This window comes from Microcoleus sp. B6-A1, assembly GCF_036705085.1.
Lineage (GTDB): Bacteria > Cyanobacteriota > Cyanobacteriia > Cyanobacteriales > Microcoleaceae > Microcoleus.
In genome coordinates this window covers 25,164-51,623 of sequence record NZ_JAUBTU010000027.1, presented here as the reverse complement: position 1 = coordinate 51,623, position 26,460 = coordinate 25,164, and the positions used below count along the sequence as shown (strand labels likewise).

The window sequence follows — 26,460 nt, the reverse complement described above, 5'->3', positions numbered from 1 at the left end:
CAGTCAACAGACAACAGTCAACAGACAACAGACAATGAAAGCATTATTTCTCCATCCCAACTTCCCCGCCCAATACCGCCACATTATCACGGCTTTAGGCGCAGATCCGAAAAATCAAATTGTTTTCGGCACTAAAAACGAGCGCCCAGAGTGGAACATTCCCGGCGTTCGCAAAGCAGCATTTACCCCCAGCCGGGAACCCCACGCGCAGACTCACCAATACGTCCGCCCTTTAGAAAGTGCCGTCATCTACGGACAAGCCGTATTTAGAATGGCCGAACAACTCAAAGCAGACGGTTTTGTACCCGATATTATCTGCGGACATTCCGGTTGGGGGCCGACATTGTTTGTCAAAGAAGCTTTTCCAAATACGCCGCTTTTGTGCTATTTCGAGTGGTTTTATCATGCTATTGGTTCCGACGCAGATTTTGACCCAGCGGAACCTTTAACAGTTGACGATATGGCCAGAATTAGAATCAAAAATGCGCCGATTTTGATCGATTTATACTCTTGCGATTGGGGTTTGTCCCCCACTTATTGGCAGCGATCGCAATTTCCGCCAGAATTACAACAAAAATTATCCACACTCCACGACGGCGTAGATACCGATTACTTCAAACCCGACCCCGGTGCTAAACTGGTTTTGCCTAACTTAGACTTGTCTGGCGTTGATGAAATTGTCACCTACGTATCGCGGGGAATGGAACCTTACCGGGGTTTTCCCGAATTCATTGAGTCGATCGCCTATGTGCAAGAACGCCGCCCCAACTGTCACGTCGTAATCGTTGGTTCCGAAAGAGTTTGTTATGGGCGTTCTTTACCCAACGGCGAGTCTTACAAAGACCATATGCTCAAAAAAGTGCCGCTAGATTTGTCGCGAGTTCACTTTGTCGGCCCCCTACCTTACGGACTGTATTTAAAAGTAATTCAAGCATCCGACGTACACGTTTATTTGACCAGACCTTTTGTGCTATCTTGGTCAATGATTGAATCTCTATCAACCGGATGTTTAGTAATTGGTTCCGACACAGGGCCAGTCAGAGAAGTTATCCGCGACGGAGAAAACGGTTTGCTAGTCGATTACTTCTCGCCCAAACAAGTAGCCGATCGCATTGATGAAGTTTTAGACCATCCTACCCGCATGGCAGAAATTCGCATCAAAGCCCGTCAAACTGCCCTAGAACGCTACAGTTTAGCTAAAATGCTGCCGCAACATTTACAACTAATTGAGCAAGTAGCAAATCGTTCCATGCCGCCTACAGTTGGTATGGAACCAGAACGGGAATTAGCAGCATCTTTTGCAGTGAGAATTTAGCAATAAAGGGGGTCAGGACTAAACCCCTGGTCATAAGCTCTCCTGTACGACTACACCGCACAGGAGGGTTCACCAACGAGACGATAAACATCGGAACATCTGGACGTTTTAGTTCGCCAATTAAATAATTTGACAGATCTGAAGTTTTGGTTCAGTTGTATTTAATGTGGTAGCTAAAAAATCCTGATTACGGTCTTAAGTGATTAGGATTGCAGTCTCCTAAATTTACGCACATCTACCCTCTGCTTGGTCAGCTTTGAGAATAGCGATATTTTATAGATTTGTGGACGGGCTGCAAGAAAATATGGAGGTATTTATTGCGTATCAAGCCCGTTTGGGATTTATTTGGCCTTGAAATTTGTTTAAGTCTCGTTAATTTAAAATCAACTAAGAAATACCCAAAGCTGTTTCCGACCTCGTAATTAAATTATTAGCAAAAATTTTCTGGTGAATTGGAATATCAATAATAAAGATTGCCCCCTGATTAGGAGCAGAAATACAATTGAGCTGGCCCCCGTGCTTATCCACTACAATCTGATGGGAAATTGACAGCCCAATACCAGTGCCCTTCCCGATAGGCTTAGTAGTAAAAAATGGTTCAAATAGGCGTTGGCTAATGTCTTCCGTCATCCCAGGCCCATTATCCTTAATCTGGATTAACACCCGATTAGATTCCGTGACTTCCGTGCGAATGAAAATTTTAGAAGGATTAGCTTTCATTTCACTTAACGATCGCGTCGTATTATAATCATCTATGGCATCAATAGCATTAGCAACAAGATTCATAAACACCTGGTTAAGCTGACCCGCATAACACTCTACCAGAGGCAGATTGCCGAATTCTTTGACCACATCAATTGCAGGTCGATCGCCTCTTCCTTTAACACGGTTATGCAAAATTAACAGAGTGCTATCAATACCCTGGTGAATATCCACCGGTTTCATTTCAGATTCATCCAATCGCGAGAAGATTCGCAGCGACTGAACAATTTCGCGAATCCGGTCTACGCCTACCTTCATTGAACTCAGCAATTTAGGTAAGTCTTCAACCAAAAAACCTAGTTCTATTTCCTCTATTTTATGTTCAACTTTTGGCCCTGCATCCGGGAATTTTTGGTGATAAAGATTGACGAGATCTATCAAATTTTGGGTATAATCATCGGCATAAGAAAGATTCCCAAAGATAAAATTAACGGGATTATTGATTTCATGGGCTACACCTGCAACAAGCTGACCTAGAGAAGACATTTTTTCGCTCTGCACAAGTTTAGTCTGCGTGATTTGTAAGTCTCGAAAAGCCTTTTCTAAACATTGAGTTTGGATTCGCAATTGAGCTTCCGATTGTTGCAATCCCGCCTCTGCTTGCAGACGCTCTTGAATCTCCTGTTTGAGCAATTGATTGGATTGGAAAAGTTCAGCCGTCCTTTCATCAACTCGCCTTTCCAGCTCCGATGCCAGCTTCAAGAGCGAAGATTCCGCTTTGACACGCTGTTCAATTTCTGCTTGCAAGCACACATTTTGCTCTAAGAGTTTCTTCGACAAATTGCGGAGCTTCATGTGGACATTAACGCGAGCTAAAACCTCTTCATGCTGAAGAGGCTTAGTAATATAATCCACCGCACCCAGACTCAAACCTTTAACCTTATCCACCGTATCAGCAAGGGCAGTCATAAAAATCACGGGAATGTCTCTGGTTAAATCATTCGCTTGCAAACGGCGGCAAGTTTCAAACCCATCTATTCCTGGCATAAGCACATCCAACAAAATCAGATCGGGCGCAGCATATGCGACCTTCTGGAGAGCACTTTTCCCATCCCTAGCTACCAATACTTTAAAGCCATAATCAGCCAAAAAATCGAACAGGACACCTAAATTAGTCGGAGTGTCATCTACGATTAAAATGGTGCTTTGTTCGGGAAGTTCACTACTCATTGGTTGTCGTCCTATATTGTTTAATAAACTCTAGGATTTGTTGTTCTTCAAATCCTTTCGCTAACTGGCGCAGATGGGTAGCAAAGGGAACCCATTGCTCATTGAGTTGTTCGAGTTTTGCAGATCGATCCGCAATTCCTCGGAGATCGCCCATCATTGCTAGATCGAATAGAACGGCCATTTCCTCATCGGGGGGAGCTACAATTTCAGAACTTAGAGATTTTTTTTCTCCTTCTGCTCTCCTAATCTCTTCCAGATTTTCTTCATAAATCCATTCTAACCCTAAATGAGTACGTAATTTTTCTAAAAGCTCCTCGATTCGTATGGGTTTGGGAATAAAATCATTGCAACCTACCTCGGCACTTTGTTGTCGATCGAAATCAAAAACGCTGGCAGAAGTAGCAATCACCACTAACTTAGTCTTACCTAGTAATTTGCGAAGTCGGCGCGTTGCTTCTAAGCCACTCATTACTGGCATCATCAAGTCCATTAAAATACAGTCGGGTTTAAACTCCACTGCCTTGTTTAAACAGTCCTGACCCTCCGTTGCTTCCAGAATTTCAAATCCTAACGGCTGAAGCATTCCCGCGATGATCGAGCGATTCTGCCACTTGTCGTCCGCTATGATAATTTTTCGCTTTCGGCCTTTGAAACCAACGATTGTGTTGGCATTTGCTTTGGCTGCATTAGTCGCCCATTCCGATACTTCTGGCAAATCTAAATCGAACCAGAAAACGCTCCCTTGTCCTAATGTACTTTTCACCTTTATTTCACCACCCATCATCTGGACTAATTGGCGGCTAATTGCCAGTCCTAACCCGGTTCCTTCAACCTTAAGGTTGGCATCCCCTACTTGGTGAAAAGGCAAAAATATGTCTTTCAATTGCTCTGATGCCATACCCACTCCGGTATCTTCCACTTGAAACCGGATTTTGCCATCCTGATATCCTACTTTGAATGCCACCCCACCTTTTTCGGTAAACTTAATCGCATTGCCGAGTAAGTTGATTAAAACTTGCCGCAACCTTTTTTCATCTCCCTGGACGGCAATAGGTAGTGGGGTAATTGCCTCGTAAATCAGGGAGATTCCCTTTTGTTCTGCCCGAATATTGCAAATTTCAGCCAGGCCTTCCAAAAATTCTGATAAATGGAAATTACTGAGGTGGATTTCCATTTTTCTGGCTTCGATTTTAGAGAGGTCTAAAATATCGTTAATCAGGGTTAAGAGGTGATCGCCGCACTGACTAATCACGTTCAGACTATCTTTTTGCTGCTCAGCCAAGTTTTTTTGTCGTTTGAGGATTTGCGTGTAACCCAAAATGCCATTAAGTGGCGTTCGGAGTTCGTGGCTCATATTAGCAAGAAACTCACTCTTGGCAGAGTTGGCTGCTTTCGCTAATTCTTCTGCTTTTTGTAAATGGATATTTTTTTCTTGTAACTGTTGCGTTCTTTCTGCCACCTTCGCTTCTAAAGTAGCGTTTGCTGCTTCCAAATCGTTATAAAGACGGGCATTTTCAATCGAAATAGCTGCTTGAGAAGATAAAAGTTGTAAAACTTCTAAACCATCGGGAGTAAAAGCACCAGTTGTGAGATTATTTTCTAAATATAGAATACCAGTAAGTTTTCCTTGATGGACGATGGGAGTACATAATACTGACTTGGGTTTTTGGTTGACGATATAAGTATCCGCCGTGAAGGTTCCCTCACAAGTCGCATCGTTTAATACAACATTTTCCTGAGTTCTGGCAACATAGTTAATCAAAGATATGGGTAGTTGCTGACTATTTTCTACTGGGATTGTTTGCAGCACTTCTACATCGCTATCTACGGTTCCATAGGCTTCAATTAGTATAGTAGATTTCCAGCTTTTTCTAAAATGAAAAGGCCACTTTGAGCGCCCGCATTCTCGATCGCAATTTTCATCAATTTCGCCAACAGCTTACTCAGTACAATTTCACCAGAAAGAGCTTGGGATGCTTTGATCACAGTAGCTAAATCTAGAGATCCTGCACTTCCTCCACTCGTCGAGGTAGTGATCATAGTGACCGGGCTACCTTGACTTTCGGGCTTCGCTATCCGGGAAAATATTTGAGGATACCTCGCTTCCAAATCTTTGACTATAGCTTTAGCTCCCCAGCGAATATATCCGTAGCGAGCATCGGTTAAATAAATCCGAGCAATTTTATCTTTAGAACGGGAAAAATAAAAGTCTCCTGCTAATTCGTTGGCTAATGCTTCTTCTTGGATGTATCCCTGTTCTTTGGCTCCTCCTATGGCGCGATCGTAATAATCGCTCGCTTCTAAAGGTTGTCCCAAAATCCGCGCTTTTTCTGCTTCTACTAACTCATACTTGTGCTGAAAATTGCACGGCGCATGGAACGCCCAAGTCTTCATTTTTTCTTGGTTAGCTGCTACTACACTTAGATATTTTTCTTTCTTTTTGGGCGAGGCTTTTGGATACAGTGCTAGGAGGGAAAGAGAATGGTAGAAGTTGTCGATACTCATGTGGATTAATCCTGCACCCATGCTGGCGTATTTTAATGCTAAATGAGCAATCCTCACTGTTTGATTAAACTCTTTAAATAAATAAGATAGCATCATTTTGCCGGCATAATAGGCATAGAGCAAAGTCCCATTATTAGAAGCTATAATTCCTGGCAGTAGTTCTTCTTCATTAAAGCTTGCACCTAGTAAATGGTATTTGTCTGAGTTTTTGTCCAGTAAATTGTCAACTATTTGCTGGTGAACTTTCACAAATAAAGTATCATATTCTTGTTTGAGCTGAATGGTCATAGCAACATATTTTGCCTGTTCTTGCTCAAGTTTTTGTAGTTCTCCCCCGCTAAAAAGTAAGTGATTGCAATAATTTGCTATACTGTGACAAGCATATTCTATATCTCCAGTTTCTATACCACTTTGAATGGCCTCAACCAAAGATTCTAGGGTTGCCTTAAGCGGATCTTTCCAAAACCTTGCCAGACAATTAAATATACAAATTATTTGGGATTTAAGGGTAACTGCGTTGAATTTTTCTAGTAAATCAATAGCTAACTTGCCAAATCTATATCCAGAATCTATGTCTCCTAATCCTCCACAGAGTAACACTCCATACCAAACATAAGCAAAAGCAGATTCAGGCGAATTCCCATACTTAATAGACAAGGCTATTTTTGTATAAAGAATTCGCGGAAACATCGCAGGATTTACAATAAAAGCTGGTGTTATAATAAGATTTAATATTCGCATAGCTGCGAGTTTATCGGGAGCTGTCATTGTCGGCAAGTTAGCTAAATCATCAACTATCAGTTCTTGAGGTGGTTCTGGCTCTAGGCTAATCCCGAACATTTCCAGAACTGCGAGTCCATTATCTATAGCTGATATTCTCCGATTTTGAGACATCTCTAATTGAATTCTAAGTTCATAGACCTTGCCTTTTTCCAGAAGGGTTTTCGCTTGTTTCTGGCTCGTCTCAGACAACTGTTGCGATCGCTCATAATTAGTGTTTATATATTCAGTTTCTGCTGCTTCCAGATGGAGGTTAAACGTCAGCTCATATTGACTCTCCCAGCTATCATCTACGAGTAGTCCTAAACCCACATTCAAATATTTGACAGCCGACTCATAAGCTGTGGCAGCTTTGGCTTTCCGTCCAGCGATCAGATTAAGTTCTGCCAACTCATATCTTTCCAACTCTAAAGTGATTAAATCCGTTCCATAATTTAGTTGGTTAACCAGTGCAAAGATATTTTCTTTTCGTTCTTCAGGGCTTGTGGAATTCAGCAGTAGTTGACCAATTTTTCGGTGAGTTTCTTTTTTCTGATCGTCGGGTATCAGAGAATAAGACGCCTGTTGCACTCGGTCATGCAAAAACTTGTAGGTGACATTAAACGGCTCCGTTGAGTTTTCGGTAGATATTTCCGAGTCAAATAGCAGGGGGATTTTGTAGGAATTATTTAGTGGCAGAACGAAACCAGCTTGTAGCGCTTCCCATAAATCCCTTGCGGTCTCTGACTGAGATTTTTTATTAGCAATTGCCAAAACGTCTAAACTAAATTTATCTCCTATACAGGCAGCTAATTTTAAGACATTCTGCGTCGGTGACGATAGCTTTTGAATTTGGCTGACCATCAATTCGACGACATTATCGCTGATATCAATGCCTTGAAGCAGTTGGATATCCCACTGCCAACAAACTCGATTGAAATCAAAGGATAGAAGTTGGTCTTGATAAAGGGATTTGAGCAGTTGAGTTAAGAAGAAGGGATTTCCCTGGGTTTTCTTAAAAACTAACTCAGCCAGGGGTAAAACTTCGGAAATGTGACTGCGAAGAGTTTCGCTCACTAATTGGTTAACATGAGATAGCTCCAAAGATTGGAGGATAATATTATTTACTGTTGCCCTAGTATTGTGAATTTGCTCTAAGGTATAAATTAAGGGATGAGTGGCACTGACTTCATTATCTCGATAAGCCCCAATTAATAGCAGATATTTACTATCTGGATCGGTCATAATTAGTTGGATAAGCTTGAGGGAAGCCGAATCTGCCCACTGCAAGTCATCCAAAAATATCACTAGGGGGTGTTCAGGTTTACTAAACACCTGTATAAATTTTTGAAACACTCGATTAAATCGGTTTTGAGATTCAGTGGGCCCCAAAGTCGGAACCGCAGGCTGTGGCTCAATAATCTTTTCTACTTCGGGAATAACCTCAATAATAATTTGCCCATTGGCACCAAGTGCTTCGAGAATTTTAGCTTTCCAAATTGCTATTTGAGCAGAATTTTCAGTGAGCAGTTGCCGCATCAATCCTTGAAATGCTTGAATTAAAGCAGCATAAGGAATATTCCGCTTAAATTGGTCAAATTTACCCGAAAGAAAATACCCTCGTGCTCCGACTATAGGTTTATCAACTTCGTTAACTAAGGAAGATTTGCCGATACCTGAATAACCGGAAACTAGCATCATTCCAGTTGTCCCACCACTGACGCGAGCGAAGGCTTCTAGCAAACTAGCAACTTCTCTTTCCCGTCCATAGAGTTTTTGCGGAATCATAAATTGGCTGTAGGAATCTAGTTGACCTATAATAAAGGGGAAAATCTCTCCAGCCGAAAGCATCTGCTGGCAGTTTTCCAAGTCAGCTTTTAGTCCGAAAGCACTTTGATATCTATCTTCAGCGGTTTTAGATAATAATTTCATTACAATTTCCGAAACTGTATCCGGGATTTCTGGATTCAGCTTTTTAGGTGGTATTGGTGCTTTAGCTATATGGCAATGAACGAATTCCAGGGGGTCTTTTGCGGAAAAAGGTAGCTTACCCGTCAGCATTTCATAAAATGTAATACCGAGGGAGTAAAAGTCGGTGCGGTAGTCCACTGAGCGGTTCATTCTGCCGGTTTGTTCCGGCGACATATAAGCGAGAGTTCCTTCTAATAAGTTGGGAGTGGTGACGGTTTGATTTTCTCGCTCTAAGAGAGAAGCAATGCTAAAATCAATGATTTTTAATTCGTTTGTATCTGGGTTAATTAGGATATTTTGGGGCTTAATGTCTTTATGGATTACATTACTATGATGGATCTCTCCCAGAGTGTTTGCTAACTGAATGCCGATTTTGAGAAATGCGTTTATAGCCAAGGGTTGATTGTTAAGATAATCTTTCAAGGATTGACCGCTAAAATTTTCTACTATCAGCGCTAAGCCGTTATGATAGTTTTCTAAAGCTATGGGTTTGACTATTCCTTGACTGTCTAAATGTCGAAGTATTTTATGTTCGTGTCTTAAGCGGGAAATTTCTTCGATTGTCGGATGCTCAGCTTTGAAGGTTTTGATAATTGCTGAGGTTTTATCACTGTCTTTTGTGCCGCGATAAATAATCGTATTGACACTTTCGTAAATAGCTTCGCTTAGGTTGTAACCGAAAATAGTAATGCTCATGTGCGTAATTTCACTAATAATAATAAATTGAATAGCAGGCGGTATTTCAGTAGGTGTACTGATATTTATGACAGAACAGAATTAAAAAACTATTTTCTCTGCACTCTAAATAAGTATATAAATAAGTATAATCTAAGCTTTTTGAAGAATATTTAAGTTTTAACAAATATAAATATGCTTGTTCGGCACTTAAGATGCGAGAATCTTTAAATTTTCTTAAGTTTTAAGTAAAATCCTGAAAAAATTAACGACAAAGTTGCTGAATATACCCCGTGTGATAGTAGAGGATAGCTTGGACACAGAAGAGACGATTATTTTATCGGTTAGAGTAATAAAGAAAACAGCAGTTGGCCCACGATGTGATCCAACTAATTATTCTCTTTATCACAATAATATAGTCCTGCATACTCAGGACTACGCCAATTTTAAGAGGAAAAAGTGGCTGTACTTGCTTGAAAGTACCGATTTTTGTTACTATTGTTAAAACCCAACTAAATTCCCATGAAATCAACTACTAGGGCGCTGAAAGAATGGAATGTAGCAGTTAATGCTTTGGAACAAGGTCAAACGATTGTGCTGTTGCGGAAGGGGGGAATTCGCGAGCAAGCAGGACAGTTCAATGTCACTGACAAACAGGTTTTGCTGTATCCAACTTTTGAACACCAACAGCCGGATTTATTAAAACCGGAGTTTGCACATCAAGTCAAGACTGTCGAATCTGGTTGGCATCCAGAAGTTATTAGAATTGGCAGTTGGGCGGAGATTACTGATGTTTTTTTGGTGGCTTGGGAACCGGCAATTACTGCGCTATTTCCTTACCATATTTGGAATGAAAATTTTGTCAGCGATCGCCTGAAATGGAAACAAGCTCAGCCAATTTATATTTTATTACTGCGGGCTTATCGCCTTGCAGAAATCCGCGAAATTCCCTACATTCCTGAATACGGCGGTTGCCGTTCTTGGATCGATTTGGCAGATGCTATTTCGCTGGAGGGAAGCCAAGCTGTTTTGAGCGATCGCGAGTACATTGAACGGTCAAATGAAATCCGCAATCTGATAGCAAATCCTGCGAATGCTTCGGGTTCGCAGAGAGTGACAACGCTGACGGAAGGTAGCCAGGATTTTAGTCCTCATTAAGAGTTTTTAATGTACTTTTCGAGAGGCGCGCTTCTACCCAACCCAGCCCAAAATCCGCAGCTAAGGCCATTAAAGCCGCCGGAATTGCCCCAGCCAAAAGTAACTGATTGTTGACGGTAGCAACGCCACGGAAAATAAACACCCCCAAGCCACCCGCGCCAATTGCAGCGGCGATTGTAGCAAGTCCGATCGCAATTACCGCAGCAACTCGCACGCCCGCCAGAATCACGCCCAGCGCCAGGGGAATTTCCACTTGCCATAACAGTTGCATATCAGTCATCCCCATGCCTCTTCCGGCTTCCGTAATCGCTGGATCGACGCCGACAATCCCAGTATAAGTATTGCGGATAATAGGCAGTAAAGAATACAGAGTGAGGGCGATAATTGCCGTGCGATCGCCTATTCCACCCACTACCGGCACCGGGATTAGCAAGCCAAACAAAGCTAAACTGGGAATTGTTTGCATAATATTAGCAAATCCCAAAATTGGCTTTTTCAATTTAGGTTTTCTTGTAGCTAAAATTCCCAGGGGCATCCCCACAATAATAGCGATAAAAATTGCAACAGTTACTAAATATAAGTGTTCGAGCGCGCGCTGAACAATCTCCGCACCATACCGATTTAAAAATTCTATCATTTGGTAATTGGCAATTGTGGTATAATTAAAAATATCGTAGGGGCGGGTTCACCAATATCTTTAATTCCCAACCATCAGCTTCAAAAACCCGCCCCGCCCATACTCATAAACGAAGGATGCGATCGCACATTATATTATTACCCCATCATGGGTAATTGCAAACATTCAAGAAATGCCCCCGCTTCTGGATGCTGAGATTTGAGAAAATCATCAGGTGTTGCCAATTCAACCAACCGTCCATCTTGCATCAAACCAATTCTAGAAGCTAACAAAAAAGCTTCTTGAATGCCGTGAGTCACAAAAATCACAGTTTTGCCAAGTTGCTGCTGCAATTGACCGAATTCCCGCTGTAATTCCAGACGAGTAATCGGGTCTAAAGCACCAAATGGTTCGTCCATTAACAATATCGGAGGGTCAGCCGCCAGTGCTCTAGCGACGCCTACCCGCTGCCGCTGTCCGCCGGATAACTGATGGGGATAGCGTTTGGCGAAGTGCTGGGGGTTGAGGTTGACTAATTCTAACAGTTGTCGGACGCGAGATTGAATACGATCGCCCTCCCAACCTTCTAATTTTGGCACTAAACCGACGTTTTGCTCCACGGTAAAATGGGGAAACAAACCGATTTCTTGAATCACATAACCAATTTTTCGGCGCAGTTGAATTGGGTTCCACTGAGTTGTCGGTTTTCCCATGACAAGAACTTCGCCGCTGCTTGGCGTTAGTAAATTGTTAATCAATTTCATGGTAGTAGTTTTGCCACTACCGCTGCGTCCCAGCAATACTAAAACTTCTCCTTGTAGCACTTTGAAATTAAGTTTGTCTACTAAATGCCTGCGGTTGAGGCGATATGTCACGTCGAGGCATTCGACAGCAACTTCATTATTGAGAGGCATGATTAGTTCCGGTGATTTGGGTTTTCAGCAAGTTACAGCATATTCCATGTAGATGTGGTACACACAAGAAGAGCGATCGCCTGCTGTTTGGTGCGTCGCCACCCGTCAATCTGTAAGTTTTATCGACCAATATTTCGCCGCGACGCACCAAACAGATTAACACCACACAATATAGCTTTATACTGTACTTTATGAACCACCGAAGAGGCTGTAAAATCGGCGCTCCTCGGAAAACAATTCCTAATCTAAAATCTAAAATCTAAAATCTAAAATCTAAAATCGACTTGATTTTGCCATTCTAGCAGTAAGGCTCGACATTGGAGGCAAGTTAATTTTTTGAGCAAGTCGCGAATTCCGTCTGGGGTGACAGGATATTCAGCACCGATAAATTCGGGGTTTACTGTTGCTGTCGGGTGCAATTCTGCAACAAAACCGTAGAGTTTTTGATTGGAGAAGGAACTGTTTACTGCCCAGCCGATATTGTTAATCGGTTCGAGGCGGGCGATCGCACTTTCTGTCACACCTAGTTCTTTCTTGAGTATAGCTGGAACTTGCGCGGCTGGCGTGGCTTCGGCTGGTACGCGACCGCCGGGAAAATCCAGGGTTGATTCTGCCACGCCGGGGCGATACATCGGTGTGGGAAACAGCAATTGGTCAGCTTGAATTGTCAAGATTACAACTGAATCTGCTCTTTCTACTCGCCAATATTCTACTGTTTTTCCTTCGGTTGTTTCGAGATGTTCGGCGATTAGTTTTACCCAATGAGAGTTGATCTCTACAAAGCGGTCTAGAGTTTTCCAGTGGGATTTTGCAGTTTGGTTCATGTGGGAATTTTTGGAATAAATCAGATGTTGTTTGCTATGGTAGGCGATCGTTGCCGAGCGCAACAATAGCCGATCGACCTTTTCAGCTTTGAGCCCGTTTTTTCCTCTCGATTGTAAATTTTTGCTACAACCTTACACATTCGCCTAGATAATTCCGTAACATAGACTACATAATCAAAGTTTATCTGCGCCGTCGCTCTGGGTTGTTGCAACCCCGACCTGGTTCAGAGTCTTAGCCCAAAAGGAGTTGTGATGAAACTGCAAACAGATATTCGTACTTGGCAATCCCAACCAACGCCCGGAAGCTTCGCCAATGTCCGCGACTGGGAAAAATTTGGCTGCGCCGTACCTGCACCAAAATTGACTCCTTCTATGTGGGTTAAATTGTTCAACCCGCCAACGGCATTCAGCTTTGACGAAGCGTGGCTGTTGTGTGAATCTTCGGAAGAACAGTGGCTAGCTTGGATTCCTGATTATGGCGAAATTTTACTGAGTACACATGAATTTTGCGCTCCTAAATCGTGAATTACGCAGACAAACTTTCATAAACCAGGTGTTAAAATCCATATCCCTCGCGTTCCACGGGATTTTTTGGAAACAAGCTGGTTTCTGCGTAATTATCTCGTTTGCAGTGAGGAATGCAAGTCCTTAAACTTTGATAAGGACTTGCATTCCTCACTACAAACGTCTTATATGATGTCGTTTCAGCCGATATCATACAGCACTTTCCAGGTAAGTGAAGTACAGAGAAACCGGGTTTCTTGAATAAAACCGGTTTCTGGCGAGAAATCCAGAAGAAACCCGGTTTCTGGGGTGTACTTTATAAACCTGGAATCCGCTGTATAAGTCCTAATAGATATTAATTGAAATTTCGCCAACAAAAAGAGCAATAGGTTTTCTATTGCTCTTTTTGTTCAAAAACACTCTCTAGTTTTTATCTTTAAGATAGCGGAAGTTATATCAACTGACCTCGATTGACCCCAATATCGCTGCGGTGACGGGTTTACTGTATCGATGCTTGCATGGGAGATATTGGTGAACCCGCCCTTACAGCAATTACGGTCAATTTAGCCCCTGTGATATTGCTGGCTTATTTGCAAACTGCACGGTTATTTGCGTTTCTGACAATCGTGCCTACTTTACCATTAATCTGAATCGGGTTCTTAGTGCTGGCTCGAATCAACAGCGGTTGTTTTGCCAGACATTCTCTGATTGATGTTGCCCAGGAGGTGAGAGCTCCGGTGTATTCTGTACGACCCGCTGGGGCGCGAAACTGATCGGTAATTAGGAAATCCGAGGTAATGCTAGTGTCAGTACCAACATTGGTAATAATTGGAAAGTCAAATGCTCTGGGCAAGGTTCTGTCCTGGATTCGGCCCGGTACCAACTGGTAATTCTTCGAGCCACCCTTGTAGTCAATACCTGCTTGAGGGCTGGTGGGAGGACTTGTTTGAGCCAATGCGGGAACAGGCAAGCTTGCTACCAAAACGGTGCAGGCACTCCAAAATAATTTCGATTTCATTCGATTCATCTCCTCAACTTTATGACGATTAGCACTAATTTAGGTATGCTCAAAAGACACTAGCTTTTATAGAGAAAGCGCCTGATGTTATTGAGCTTTTGAGTTTGAGTTCAACTTACCTAATTTATTACCAAACATTCTCAAAAATGTTAAAACTGGTTGGCCTGACAAGCTGTAGAAAAGTTTCAGTTGAGTTAGATATTTACACATCTGAAGTTGTTACAGCATTGGGGAGTCGGTTTTACCAGAATGATTCATTTTTGAGCGATGTCATTGGAACTTTATCAAATTTTGTCTCAGATATCAAGTTTTGCCGATCGCGTATCCTGTTTTAACACTGGGAAAGCGGCTCGATCGAGCTTTGAGTGTGGCGCGCTATACCAGGGCGAGAAAGATGCTACAGTGCATCGATGGGCGTTTGAGTATTTTCAGGCGACAATAGACAGAGAAGGGGCTTGAAAATAGGTGATTTTAGTGGAAGATAGTAAATTTATCGACGTATCGGACATTATGGGTGTTCCCGCGGCTCCGGCGGGTTACAAATCGGGCTTTGTGGGTATTATCGGACGCCCGAATGTCGGAAAATCAACGCTGATGAATCAGTTGGTGGGGCAGAAAATTGCTATTACTTCGCCGGTGTCTCAGACGACACGTAACAGGCTGCGGGGCATCCTAACGACACCGGAAGCACAAATTATTTTTGTAGATACTCCCGGAATTCACAAGCCGCATCACCAATTGGGCAAGGTTTTGGTGCAGAATGCCCGCACCGCGATTCAGTCGGTGGATGTGGTGCTGTTTGTGGTGGATGGTTCGGTGGAATCGGGAGGGGGCGATCGATATATTATCGAAATTCTCAGCAATTGCAAAGTTCCGGTGATTTTGGGGATGAATAAGTTGGACGAACAACCGGAGGATTCCGTGTTGATCGATCGAACTTACGAGCAAATTGTCAATCCTGAGTGGCCTGTAGTGAAATTTTCCGCTCTCACGGGCGAGGGTGTCGAGCCGCTGCAACAATTGTTAATCGAACATTTGGAGGTTGGGCCTTATTATTATCCGCCCGATTTGGTGACTGACCAGCCGGAACGCTTTATTATGGGCGAATTGATTCGGGAACAGATTTTGCTGCTGACGCGGGAAGAAGTGCCGCATTCTGTAGCAATTGCGATCGACATTGTTCAAGAAGAAGCAAAAATTACGCGCATTCTGGCGACAATTCACGTCGAACGGGATTCCCAAAAAGGTATTTTAATCGGTAAAAGCGGCAGTATGCTCAAGTCGATCGGCAGTGCGGCCCGCGAACAGATTCAAAAGTTAATTGAAGGCAAAGTGTATTTGGAGTTATTTGTCAAGGTGCAGCCGAAATGGCGGCAGTCTCGCACTCGTTTGGCGGAATTGGGCTATCGCGTGGAAGAGTGAAACTTTGGCAGTTGGCAGTTGGATTTCTTCGGTTCTTTAGACCTCTTGCAAAACATCCTTTTCATCTATTGATGGGACGGGCAAGATGCCCATCCCACAAGAAAAAATAAATTTTGTGGGATGGGCATCTTGCCCGTCCTAATTATTTTTGCAAGAGGTCTTTTGAATCAAGAATCGAGCACGACTTTCGCTCTAAGAGAGTTTCATCGGGTACCGAGAGTCGCTACAAACCCCCGCTGAACAACCAGAACGCCATTCCAATAACAGTACAGTAAACTGAGAGCAGCCCCATTCGCCCCAGTTAACCTATGCCACGTTGGTTCAATACTGCTGGCCCATGCCAAGAAGACATTCATTACGCACTGTCGCCCACGGTACGCTTACCAAGCTTAGAACGGTTAATCGCTCAACGCAACTATTTCGTCATCCATGCACCCCGGCAAGTGGGGAAAACCACCGCTATGCTGGCGTTAGCCAAACAACTCACCGAAAGCGGACAATACACCGCTGTGATGCTGTCGGTAGAAGTCGGCGCACCCTTCAGTCAAGACATTGCGGGTGCAGAGGATGCCATTCTCGGTGCTTGGCGACGGGCGATTTCGATTCGACTTCCCCCAGAATTGCAGCCGCCTGCTTGGCCCTCGTCGGAACCGGGACAGCAAATCGGCGATGTACTCAGCCTGTGGGCACAATCTTCTCCTCGTCCTTTGGTGGTTTTCATCGATGAAATTGACGCACTACAAGACCAAGCTTTGATTTCTATTCTGCGCCAACTGCGCGATGGTTATCCCAATCGCCCGAAAGCGTTTCCGCAATCGGTGGGTTTAATTGGTTTGCGGGATGTTCGCGATTACAAAGTGGCTGCCGGGGGAAGCGATCGACTCCATACATCCAGTCCGTTTAATATTAAAGTGCGATCGATTACTCTCAGAGATTTTAATGCCTCAGAAGTCGCGGAACTCTACGCACAACATACCCAAGATACCGGACAAGTTTTTACACCTGAAGCCGTAGCCTTAGCTTTTGAACTGACTCAGGGACAACCTTGGTTAGTGAATGCTTTAGCTAAGGAAATTGTAGAAGAATTAGTTACCGATGAATCTATAGAAATTACACCACAACATATTTTAGAAGCCAAAGAAATTCTCATAAAACGACAAGATACGCATTTAGATAGTTTGGCAGAACGACTGCGAGAAAACCGAGTCAAAGCCATTATCGAGCCAATGTTAGCCGGACGAGAATTGCCAGAATCTTCTAATGACGATCGCCAATATCTGCTCGATTTAGGCTTGCTCAAACGCGATCCAGCCGGGGGTTTAGTTATCGCCAACCCGATTTATCGAGAAGTGTTGCCGCGAGTTTTGGCGCAAGGGCCGCAAGATAGTTTACCGATTATCAGTCCGAGTTGGTTGAACGATCGCGGCGAACTGATTCCAGAAGCACTCCTGCAAGCGTTTCTCGCATTTTGGCTACAGCATGGCGAACCGTTACTCAAAAGTGCATCTTATCCCGAAATAGCCCCGCATTTGGTGTTAATGGCATTTCTGCATCGGGTGATTAATGGTGGGGGAACGTTGGAACGGGAATATGCGATCGGACGCGACAGAATGGATTTATGTTTGCGTTATGGTGAGGTAACATTGGGAATTGAACTGAAGGTTTGGCGAACTCGGAAAGTCGTTAGCGCAGCGACTCCGCAGGAGTATCCGTTGAGTAAAGGGTTGGAACAGTTAGATGGATATTTGGCTCGATTGGGAGAAGATTCAGGGTGGTTGGTGATATTCGATCGACGCGAGAATGCGCTCGAATTAGAAGAACGACTGAATACTGAAATTCATCTGACACCAATGGGGCGAACCATTACAGTTATTCGTGCGTGAAGAAGTTCTGATGAATGTCTTAATTTTTGCGATCGCCGAGGGTGTGCGATCGACTCTAATCTAAAATATAATTAAGAAGCGGTTGACATACACGATCGAGCTGCGGTATTACTCGATTATATCCAGTATTGTACCGCAACTGCCGTACAATTATTCGATCGCGCACCCATGTAACAAGCTAGTATATCTAATCTTTTCGCCAAACCTCAAACGAGGAGATTCTCAAAAATTCCAACTATGAACTACCGAAACCACATCACGATCGAAGCAAATAAACGCGGTGGTAAGCCTTGTGTACGCGGCTTGCGAATTACGGTTTATGAAGTGCTTGAGTACCTGGCTTCCGAGATGACCGAAGCAGAAATTAAAGGGCGATTTTCCCGATTTGACGCGAGAAGATTTAAAAGCCTGCATAGCTTATGCTGCTGACCGCGAGCGTCGGTTTATGACCGCGACCTTATCGGCATGAAATTACTTTTTGATGAAAATTTGTCGCCCAAGTTGCCGAATCGTTTGAGCGATCTTTTCCCAAATTCGCTTCACGTCCTTTGATGTGGGAATGAAAGCAACGATCGACCCAATAGTTTGGGATTATGCAAAAGAAATAATTTGATGATTGTCTCGAAAGACGCGGATATGCACGACCTGAGCTTAGTATTTGGGAATCCACCGAAAGTTATTTGGCTTCGCCTTGGAAACTGTTCGACATTGCAAATTGAAAATTTGCTACGTCGGAACTTTAACGCGATCAAATTATTTTGTGAAGACGAGAATTTATCGCTGCTTGCTTTATCATAATACACCGAATCGAATTAGCGTTAGGGTAGGTAGTTTTTCCATGATTATTCCACCAATCTTTTAAAGCCTCACACGCCAATTCACTGGCATATTTACTGTTTCATAATGTTATATATCCTATGTTTTGTTGAAAATCATAAATCCCATGTGGAATAACTTTTCCGTGACCTAAACTCCAAAATTCATGATCTAAAAGCGATCGCCCAACTCTACATTCTGACTCAACGCTTGTAGCCGCTCGCGATCCAATAACTCAATCTGAGAACCATTGATCGTAATTAATCCTTTATCGTGGAGATGCGAGAATGCCCTAGAAAGGGTAGCAGAAATCGTCCCTAAAATAGCAGCTAGCTGAGTTTTAGTAACATCTAGATTAATAACTTGATCACCATTAGCGCGACCGCTCAAATCTAATAAATAAGCCGCTAATCTTTGTGGCACTTCTTTAAACGACAGATCTTCCACCATCTGTGCCAATTTACGCGAACGGGTTGCCAAACTTGTCAGCATATTGATGGCGAGCGCAGGATATTGATGAAGTAAATCCAGAAAAGCTAACCGAGGGAAGAAGATTAATTCTGTGGATTCCAATGCGATCGCAGAAGCTGGAAAAGCTTTGCCATCAAAGGTGGCAACTTCGGCAAAGTAATCGCCTCTTTTTAATAAATGTAAAATGTGTTCTTTCCCATTGGATGCAGTCTTAAATACCTTAACACGACCAGCTTGGACAATGAAAAACCCAGTTGCTTCACTGCCCTGATGGAAAATTGTCTCATCTTTTCCAAAGGTTTGCAGTTGAGCGATCTGAGCTAAAGGAATCAGTTGCTCTGCTGATAATCCTTGAAAAATTAGAATGTTTTGTAACCAGTTGCTCAAATCGACTCTATTTAACATCGTTTAGGGTAGTGAGGATGGTTGGAACAAAGCGCCGAGCTAGACAATATAAACGTACTTGAGCATTTTTTAAGGTTCTTTTTGACTTAAGTCAAAGCATTATTAGGTTCTATTCTCCTATGGTATGTCATAGGTACTTTAAAACCGAATTTATGGCTTTATGGCAAACCCAACCTTTGACAAAGTGGTGACAGCCCGCGCTCGTCCCCGTCAAATTAGCCTACCCGCTTGGCTTGTGCTAATTTGCATCGTCACTTTTTCAGTGCTGATCTTTGCAGGATCGGCGATTTATAAAAATGCACCACCGATTCCCGCGACAGTGGTTTCTCCACAACAGGAAATCATTCTGACTCAAGCGAATATTCAAGCTGGGCAAGTAACCTATCTAGGTCGTGGGGGGCAACATATTGGTAGTATTTGGGGGCATGGCAGTTATTTAGCACCCGACTGGACTGCCGATGTTTTACACCGTTGGGGCTTAGCAACGGCAGGAATTTTGCATAATGGCAATCCTGATTTTAGTGAAGCAGATTTACAGGCTTTATCGGCAGTCGATCGCGCTACCCTCCAAGCGCAGGTACAGCAAGAATTTAAAACTAATCGCTATGCGTCAGAGACAGGAGCCTTAACCCTCACTGCGGCTCAAACTAAGGGACTAAGCAAGGTTTTTGATAGTTATCAAACGTTACTATCCCAAGGTTCTAAGATTCATTCCATTCCTAGCGGTTGGTTTACTGACGATACGCAAATCCGTAATGTCACTGCTTTCTTTACTTGGACAGCTTGGGCAGCCGCCGCCGATCGCCCGAATGCACCATTTTCCTATACCGCCAACTTTCCCCACGATGACTTGATTGGCAATCAGGCTCCGGCTCAATTCTTGATCTGGTCAATTGTGTCGGTGATTGTGCTGATTGCGGCGATCGGTGTATTTCTGTTTGTTTACATCACCCAAGAAGATAGCGAAGAAGTAATCGCTGTCGCCCATCGCCCCCTGATTCGCCTTGCCACACCTAGCCAAAAAGTCACCACCCTCTTCTTTGGGGTTGCTATGACTTTATTTTTGGTGCAAATGTTGATGGGAATGGTCACAGCCCATTACGCGGTAGAAGGCGATGGCTTCTATGGTGTGCCACTTCAGAAATATTTACCCTATGCCGCCTCACGGACTTGGCATTTACAGCTAGCCGTCTTTTGGATTGCCACCTGTTGGCTCGCCGCAGGGCTATATTTCGCGCCAAGGTTTGGTAAACATGAGCCGAAGTTGCAAGCTTGGGGCAATGGTGGTTTGTTAGTGGCTTTGACTGTCGTTGTTGTTGGTTCCTTAATCGGATCTTGGGCTAGTGTCCAAGGCATTATCGGCGGTGACAATAGTTTCTGGTTTGGACATCAGGGCTATGAATATGTAGAACTTGGTCGCCTCTGGCAATTATTGCTGATTGGTGGCATGGTGTTTTGGCTCTGGCTGATGTACCGCGCCCTCAAGCCTGCGCTCAAGGCGGAAGGTGATAAAACGGGACTGAATCATTTCTTTCTCTACAGTGCGATTACAATTCCCCTGTTCTATGCGTCAGGGTTGATGTACAACAATCACACCCATTTGAGCATTGCCGAATATTGGCGTTGGTGGGTCGTGCATTTATGGGTAGAAGGCTTCTTTGAGGTATTTGCGACTGTAGCGATCGCCTATCTATGTAGCGAATTGGGCTTTCTAAAGCGCTCATCAGCCCTGAGAGCCACCTACATGACGACAATTCTCTATCTCGGTAGTGGCGTAATCGGCACGTTACACCATCTCTACTTTGCAGGAACACCTGTATTCATTACGTCGATGGGTTCCGTTGCTTCAGCCTTAGAAGTCGTTCCCTTGACCTTAATTGGCTTTGAAGTGGTGAAGTCGATGAAGCTATCCCAAGAAGCGCAAGGATTTTATCGAGTACCACTAAAATTCTTTATTGCCACTGCTTTTTGGAACTTAATTGGCGCAGGTGTCTTTGGTTTCTTAATCAATCCACCGATTTTCCTCTACTATTCCCAAGGATTAAATACCACGCCAATCCATGCCCATTCTGCACTTTTTGGTGTCTACGGCTCCCTTGCGATCGCCCTCATGCTCTTTGCCTTGCGTGAAATCACTCCCGATCGCGCATGGGATGAGAAAAACTTCAATTTATCCTTCTGGTGGATCAATGTTGGTCTAGGCATGATGATGGTTTTCGGACTGATTCCTAATGGTTTTTATCAATTGGTGCAATCCGTTAATCATGGCACTTGGTATGCTCGTAGCGCTGAAGTCATTGGTTCGGCATGGATGCAGTGGACAGTTTGGCTACGCATCCCTGGGGATATCGTCTTCTCGGTTGGTGCATTGATCCTTGTCTTTTGCGTGATTAAAGCGATCGTGGCTATTTTCCAACAGCCTACTCAAGCCCAACCCCTCGAAACCATTGCGGCTGAGATTCCGGTCGTCAGTCATTAGTTGCTCAATTGTTCCAATTATCTTTCGTATTTATTGAGGATTCAGTCAATGATTCGTCTCTTAGTTGGTATTCTCGTTTTTGTGATCAATGTCGTCTATGCCGATCGCCCTTATCCTCGGTTTTATGTGCTAGAAACCGTGGCTCGTGTTCCTTATTTCTCTTATCTATCGGTACTTCACCTCTATGAAACCTTGGGCTGGTGGCGGAAGGCTGATTGGTTAAAAATCCACTTTTCGGAGTCGTGGAATGAACTACATCATCTGTTGATTATGGAATCACTGGGAGGATCGAGCTTTTGGGTCGATCGCCTTCTAGCACGAGCCACTGCACTCATTTACTACTGGATTATCATTTTGGTCTACATGGTGTCGTCCAAATCTGCCTACAACTTCATGGAACTTGTAGAGGGACACGCCTATGCCAGCTACGACAAGTTCCTCAATGCCGAAGCTGAAGCTCTCAAGCAACAGCCCGCACCAGATGTCGCTATCCAATACTATCGAGATGGCGATTTGTATATGTTTGAGGAGTTTCAAACAAGCAGTGCTAATGTATTCCGTCGTCCAACGATCGACAATCTCTATGATGTGTTTGTTGCCATTCGGGATGATGAAATGGAACACGTGAAAACAATGGTGGCTTGTCAGCAGCCGACTGCACAATTCTCGTTAGTCAGTCCCCATGCGATGCAGGCAGCTTCTACGCTAAAGGTTGAGTTAACTGCAAAGACCGATGCTGTGGAACTCAGTCCCTCGAAATAGGTGATTTGAACCCGTCGTTCTCTGGTATGAAAACGTTGGTATCGCCCTGTGTCTAGGGGCGATCGCGGCTTTTCTGATGGATGCTATTATCGAAAACAATCACTAATTCTTATTTGGCGATCGGGACTTTCTTCCATTCGTCGATCGTCTTGGACTGAAATCTGTTCTCTAAACTAATCTGCTAAAAATCCCATATTAAACTATGAACTACCGAAACCACATCACGATCGAAGCAAATAAACGCGGTGGTAAGCCTTGTGTACGCGGCTTGCGAATTACGGTTTATGAAGTGCTTGAGTACCTGGCTTCCGAGATGACTGAAGCAGAAATTCTCGACGATTTTCCCGATTTGACGCGAGAAGATTTAAAAGCTTGTATAGCTTATGCTGCTGACCGTGAGCGTCGGTTTATGACCGCGACCTTATCGGCATGAAATTACTTTTTGATGAAAACTTGTCGCCCAAGTTGCCGAATCGTTTGAGCGATATTTTCCCAAATTCGCTTCACGTCCTTTGATGTGGGAATGAAAGCAACGATCGACCCAATAGTTTGGGATAAAGATAGCTTTTTTAATTAGGACGGCTTAAGTGATTGAGTCGAATCGTGTGGCGAATTCGATCGAGGAAAGGAGATTCTGATGGGGAGTAAGAAGGAGTTGACATACATCGTCAATCTGCGGTATTATACGGCTATACTCAGTATTGTACCGCAACTGCGATATAATTATAAGTTATGCTGCTCAATCACTGAGCTATGCCGTACCAAAATTACTGCTGCCCGGAAAATCATAATGAGCCAATTTCTACGCATTTGGGAATAAAAGCATCTGCTCTATTGTCAGAGTAGTCGGGGTTTAGTCTTGCACTTCAAGAGTTTTGTATATGAGCATACAATTTGTCCAAAGCCTAAAGGGACGGATAGAGTCTGAGATTGAGATATTAGAGAGAAATATAAAAGGTCAGAAGAGTGTTAATTTTCTTATTAAAACTCGCTGCTCGATAAACTCGCTTAAAAGCATTTCGGTGCGTCTAGCAAGAATGAAAGCACTGCTCGAAATACAAGATTATAATTTGGTTTTTATTGGGAAAATAGGCGTTGGTAAAACTACAGCTATATGTCATCTATTTAATCTGTTTCACAAAGAAGAAAAAACTGTTGGTAAAACCGGAAAGACTGTCAATAAGATTAGTGAACTGCTATCTACGGGATCAGGGAGGACAACTATTTGTGAAGTTGTCATACAGCCCTCAATGTCCAAGAGAAGCTTCCTTGAGATAGAGCCATACAGTGATGATGAAGTTAAAGAATTTATCCGAGAAGTCTGTATCTACTTCTGGAATAAGGAACATGATCAAAATTCAGAAGTAACTGGCCTACCACCTGCTGAACTGCTAAGAGCCATTAGAAATATCACTGATCTTCGAGACTCTCAGATTGAAGGAAAGCGTGTAGATAAAGCATCTGAACTTGCCCAGTCATATAAAAAAAATCTTGATGGCTTTTTAAAGTCCGTTCTTGAAAGAGCAAATTTATCACGCAGAAATCAAACCCGTTTAGAATCTCTCGATGATTTTGAAAGTGTAGAAGATGAGAGAAAGTGGTTGCGTCATAACTTTAGCAATTTGAATCTTGGAAAAATGGATAAATTCTCTTTGCCCAAGAGAATTTATGTGGGTGTTAGTAATAAACTAATTGAATTTAATAAATATCCTCGCTTCAGATCAATCATTGACACAAGAGGTATGGATGATGCCAGAGATAGAAAAGATCTGTCTGATTACATCCGTAACCAAGACAATTCAATCTGTCTGTTTGCGGAACAATTTCTAGCTGCTCCAAGTAATGTTAGCGAGCTTCTGAAGAGATACCTAACGCGAGAATCGAGAGATATTGATACAAAAGTAGCATTACTGGTTCTGCCTCGAAAGGGCGAACCTGAAGATGTCGTCAACTTAGATGGAAAAGTAGAGGATAGAGACGAGGGAATTAAGGTTAGAAAAAATCAGATCGATGATGCTTTTGCAAGAGAGAACATCAAGTTCTTGCTAGAGAATATTTTCTTCTATGATGCTCTTCAGTTCTACGACGAGGAACATATCCTGAAACCTCAGTATGAAAAGGATGATGTTTCTGATGCAAGAATTGAACTGTTAGATGCTATCAATGATTTAATTTCTAGAAGAGAGAGAGCCTTACTTCAAGAAGCAAAAAATTATGAAGACATTTTTCAAGTCATCAAAAGTGGAGGAGGATTAAGCCCCCAAGAGGAAAAATTAATAAACGATCTAAAAAAAACTATTGAGTCTCATGAAAAGACAGAGTTTTTGAGTAATTTTGAGAATAGATATAAGAATCATCTTAAAAGCTATCATGTGATGGTTTTTCGTGCAATAAATAATAGGTTTGGCACCTATGATCTGCGAGATATAGATATTTATTTCGATGGTTCTACTGTTGCAGAAGTATTACTTAGGGACAGGCTTCGTGAGTCAAAGGCAGAGATTATAGGTGCTGTTGAGTTGGTTGAGAAACATGCCTCAGAACAATCAGGGCTTAAACCCGTCATGAAAATTTTAAGCGAACAAATAGATGAATATTTTGAGAAATTTATTATTGAGATCGGGCAAGAAATTTGCTGCTGTATCAAAGATAGTCTTGCTCCCCAAACTTACTCTAATGAATTTTGGGATTATGCTCAAAATAGGTGGGGTCAAGGGCATGGCTACAGAGATGATGTACTTGACCAATATGGTAGCCAAATTAATAGTTTAGATGATTGGCTGGTTGAGAGAGTACAAGAAGTTTGGAAGCAGAACTTTATGGATAGGATTCTAGAGTTCTTTGGTGAAAGTTGAAGTTGGCACAGCATAACAATCCCGCTGCACCGGAACGAAGTCGAGTTATCGGTGAGATGCAAAGTTCATCTGCGTCCGGTGAGCGGGAACGTTAGCCCGCTAAATCTTGGTTAGGGTATAGTTGATAATCATGAGTTAGTTGTAATCAAATACATTGTAAAGATTTAATGAATTTACGTAAAAACATTGTATTTATTGTGGAAAAAATATAAACTCCTAAAGGGTGCTGTTCAATTTGTTGTATTCCCGGCTTATTGATAAAAGTCGGGCTGCCGTTGGATTGAAGTTGTAAAAAATTCAAAGTGTAGGAGCATACCCATGAACAGGAGATTACTGATTTTCTCGATCGCAGCGGTGGTTTAGGGAATGGGGCATAGGTAATGGGTGGGATGTTAAACCAAAATGTCCCTGTGTACTAACGCTATCTCGCAAACGCTGCCTCACTTTGGAGATGGTTCGGAATCTCGATCGAGAGTTAAGCTAAATAAAACTCCGAGTTCTGCATCGATGCTTATTAGAAGCGAATAATTTCGATCGTGCCTCGCGATCGCACAAAACAAACATCAAATTCTCGAAAGAAGTTGGTTTGCCCGAGAATTAATGGAACCTGAGAGGCTTGTGCCCAAGCAAATGCTAGGCGAACGGGTTCCAGATTCCCAATTTGAACATCTACAAATACACCCCGCGCCTCAACCGTTGCCAGATTTCCTGCCAATGGCAAGCGGACAGTTTGTTCCTCCCAAATTGCACCCAATTGCAGACCAATGTCATAAGGTAATAGATTGACCGCAGACCCAGTATCTAGCAGTGCATTCGCCGAGACAGAAAAGCCTGCATGAATCAGAGTGATGGGAATCGTGGGTAATGCTTCATCGTCAGAAAAGGGAAACTCGATCGAACTAGGCATGAGTAGATGCCTCTCGATCGTCTCGAATCATCTGCATCATAATGTTTGCCGCTTCCGTTGCATCGTAGAGCGATCGAACTGGATACTCTGATGCAGAAAAGATGACTTGTAGTTCAGCGTCTGGGATTTGCACTGCTAGGAGTTTGAAGAGTGATAATTTGTCTGACTGGCTCAGATTGTTCACCAAAGGTATTAACTCAGCGAGAGACATGGTTTAAACTCCCAGAAGTACGAGAATACATCTATCATAAACGCTGCCTGAGTTTGGA

The 26,460-nt window shown here is 43.1% G+C and carries 18 protein-coding genes and 3 pseudogenes; 12 read left to right on the top strand and 9 right to left on the bottom strand.

Annotation, left to right across the window (positions count from 1 at the left end; genetic code table 11):
- Positions 1 to 34: 34 nt before the first annotated feature.
- Positions 35 to 1,315, top strand: coding sequence for a glycosyltransferase family 4 protein (locus QUB11_RS12480; RefSeq protein ID WP_333203476.1), 1,281 nt, complete (start codon positions 35 to 37; stop codon positions 1,313 to 1,315).
- Positions 1,316 to 1,702: 387 nt separating this feature from the next.
- Here QUB11_RS12480 and QUB11_RS12475 read toward each other — a convergent pair whose 3' ends face one another.
- Complete coding sequence (locus QUB11_RS12475) at positions 1,703 to 3,247, bottom strand: response regulator (RefSeq protein ID WP_333203474.1); 1,545 nt, start codon at positions 3,245 to 3,247, stop codon at positions 1,703 to 1,705.
- Positions 3,240 to 9,178 (bottom strand): annotated as a pseudogene (locus QUB11_RS12465) (AAA family ATPase). Before QUB11_RS12465 ends, QUB11_RS12475 begins: the two are co-directional and overlap by 8 nt.
- A gap of 501 nt (positions 9,179 to 9,679) precedes the next feature.
- Between QUB11_RS12465 and QUB11_RS12460 the strand changes: the two are divergent.
- Positions 9,680 to 10,315, top strand: coding sequence for a DUF1802 family protein (locus tag QUB11_RS12460; protein ID WP_333203468.1), 636 nt, complete (start codon positions 9,680 to 9,682; stop codon positions 10,313 to 10,315).
- On the opposite strand, the gene QUB11_RS12455 is transcribed toward QUB11_RS12460, so the two are convergent.
- The 3 genes from QUB11_RS12455 to QUB11_RS12445 all read right to left on the bottom strand — a co-directional run bounded on the left by QUB11_RS12455 (position 10,302) and on the right by QUB11_RS12445 (position 12,669).
- Positions 10,302 to 10,952, bottom strand: a complete 651-nt coding sequence (locus tag QUB11_RS12455) for an ABC transporter permease (protein WP_333203466.1) — start codon at positions 10,950 to 10,952, stop codon at positions 10,302 to 10,304. The two genes, QUB11_RS12460 and QUB11_RS12455, sit on opposite strands and share 14 nt — an antisense overlap.
- A gap of 137 nt (positions 10,953 to 11,089) precedes the next feature.
- Positions 11,090 to 11,845 (bottom strand): ATP-binding cassette domain-containing protein, encoded by a 756-nt coding sequence (locus QUB11_RS12450; protein WP_333203464.1) that lies wholly within the window; start codon positions 11,843 to 11,845, stop codon positions 11,090 to 11,092.
- 266 nt (positions 11,846 to 12,111) lie between these two features.
- Positions 12,112 to 12,669, bottom strand: coding sequence for an NUDIX hydrolase (locus QUB11_RS12445; RefSeq protein WP_333203462.1), 558 nt, complete (start codon positions 12,667 to 12,669; stop codon positions 12,112 to 12,114).
- A gap of 252 nt (positions 12,670 to 12,921) precedes the next feature.
- Between QUB11_RS12445 and QUB11_RS12440 the strand changes: the two genes are divergently transcribed.
- Entirely contained in the window at positions 12,922 to 13,194 is a 273-nt protein-coding gene (locus tag QUB11_RS12440; RefSeq protein WP_333203460.1) for a hypothetical protein, read from the top strand.
- 565 nt (positions 13,195 to 13,759) lie between these two features.
- Here QUB11_RS12440 and QUB11_RS12435 read toward each other — a convergent pair.
- Positions 13,760 to 14,191 carry a hypothetical protein gene (locus QUB11_RS12435; RefSeq protein WP_333203458.1) on the bottom strand — a complete coding sequence of 144 codons (432 nt, stop codon included), beginning with the start codon at positions 14,189 to 14,191 and terminating at the stop codon, positions 13,760 to 13,762.
- 510 nt (positions 14,192 to 14,701) lie between these two features.
- On the opposite strand from QUB11_RS12435, the gene era reads away from it, so the two are divergent.
- The 4 genes and pseudogenes from era (at position 14,702) to QUB11_RS31275 (ending at position 18,294) form a co-directional block, all read left to right on the top strand.
- Positions 14,702 to 15,613, top strand: a complete 912-nt coding sequence (gene era / locus QUB11_RS12430) for a GTPase Era (protein WP_293354472.1) — start codon at positions 14,702 to 14,704, stop codon at positions 15,611 to 15,613.
- A 308-nt stretch (positions 15,614 to 15,921) separates the two neighbouring features.
- Positions 15,922 to 17,496, top strand: a complete 1,575-nt coding sequence (locus QUB11_RS12425; RefSeq protein ID WP_333390660.1) for an ATP-binding protein — start codon at positions 15,922 to 15,924, stop codon at positions 17,494 to 17,496.
- A 237-nt stretch (positions 17,497 to 17,733) separates the two neighbouring features.
- Positions 17,734 to 17,965 (top strand): annotated as a pseudogene (locus QUB11_RS12420) (DUF433 domain-containing protein).
- Positions 17,962 to 18,294 (top strand): annotated as a pseudogene (locus tag QUB11_RS31275) (DUF5615 family PIN-like protein). The pseudogenes QUB11_RS12420 and QUB11_RS31275 overlap by 4 nt, the downstream one beginning before the upstream one ends.
- A 189-nt stretch (positions 18,295 to 18,483) precedes the next feature.
- On the opposite strand, the gene QUB11_RS12415 reads toward QUB11_RS31275, so the two are convergent.
- Positions 18,484 to 19,170: a Crp/Fnr family transcriptional regulator gene (locus QUB11_RS12415; protein ID WP_333390657.1), complete on the bottom strand. Its 687-nt coding sequence runs from the start codon at positions 19,168 to 19,170 to the stop codon at positions 18,484 to 18,486.
- 178 nt (positions 19,171 to 19,348) lie between these two features.
- On the opposite strand from QUB11_RS12415, the gene QUB11_RS12410 reads away from it, so the two are divergent.
- The 5 genes from QUB11_RS12410 to QUB11_RS12395 all read left to right on the top strand — a co-directional run bounded on the left by QUB11_RS12410 (position 19,349) and on the right by QUB11_RS12395 (position 25,284).
- Complete coding sequence (locus QUB11_RS12410; RefSeq protein WP_333390655.1) at positions 19,349 to 21,667, top strand: nitric-oxide reductase large subunit; 2,319 nt, start codon at positions 19,349 to 19,351, stop codon at positions 21,665 to 21,667.
- Positions 21,668 to 21,715: 48 nt separating this feature from the next.
- Positions 21,716 to 22,429 (top strand): alternative oxidase, encoded by a 714-nt coding sequence (locus QUB11_RS12405; RefSeq protein WP_333249444.1) that lies wholly within the window; start codon positions 21,716 to 21,718, stop codon positions 22,427 to 22,429.
- A gap of 202 nt (positions 22,430 to 22,631) precedes the next feature.
- Positions 22,632 to 22,862: a DUF433 domain-containing protein gene (locus QUB11_RS12400; protein ID WP_006634608.1), complete on the top strand. Its 231-nt coding sequence runs from the start codon at positions 22,632 to 22,634 to the stop codon at positions 22,860 to 22,862.
- Entirely contained in the window at positions 22,859 to 22,945 is an 87-nt protein-coding gene (locus QUB11_RS31270) for a DUF5615 family PIN-like protein (RefSeq protein ID WP_263053636.1), read from the top strand. The genes QUB11_RS12400 and QUB11_RS31270 overlap by 4 nt, the downstream gene beginning before the upstream one ends.
- 521 nt (positions 22,946 to 23,466) lie before the next feature.
- Complete coding sequence (locus tag QUB11_RS12395) at positions 23,467 to 25,284, top strand: hypothetical protein (protein ID WP_333390652.1); 1,818 nt, start codon at positions 23,467 to 23,469, stop codon at positions 25,282 to 25,284.
- A 514-nt stretch (positions 25,285 to 25,798) separates the two neighbouring features.
- Here the strand turns inward: QUB11_RS12395 and QUB11_RS12390 are convergent.
- Together QUB11_RS12390 and QUB11_RS12385 are read right to left on the bottom strand one after the other, a co-directional pair.
- The gene (locus QUB11_RS12390; protein WP_333145301.1) at positions 25,799 to 26,191 is read right to left on the bottom strand and encodes an aspartyl protease family protein; all 393 of its coding nucleotides are present in this window, start codon (positions 26,189 to 26,191) and stop codon (positions 25,799 to 25,801) included.
- Positions 26,184 to 26,402 (bottom strand): hypothetical protein, encoded by a 219-nt coding sequence (locus tag QUB11_RS12385; protein ID WP_333053554.1) that lies wholly within the window; start codon positions 26,400 to 26,402, stop codon positions 26,184 to 26,186. Before QUB11_RS12385 ends, QUB11_RS12390 begins: the two co-directional genes overlap by 8 nt.
- Positions 26,403 to 26,460: the final 58 nt, after the last annotated feature.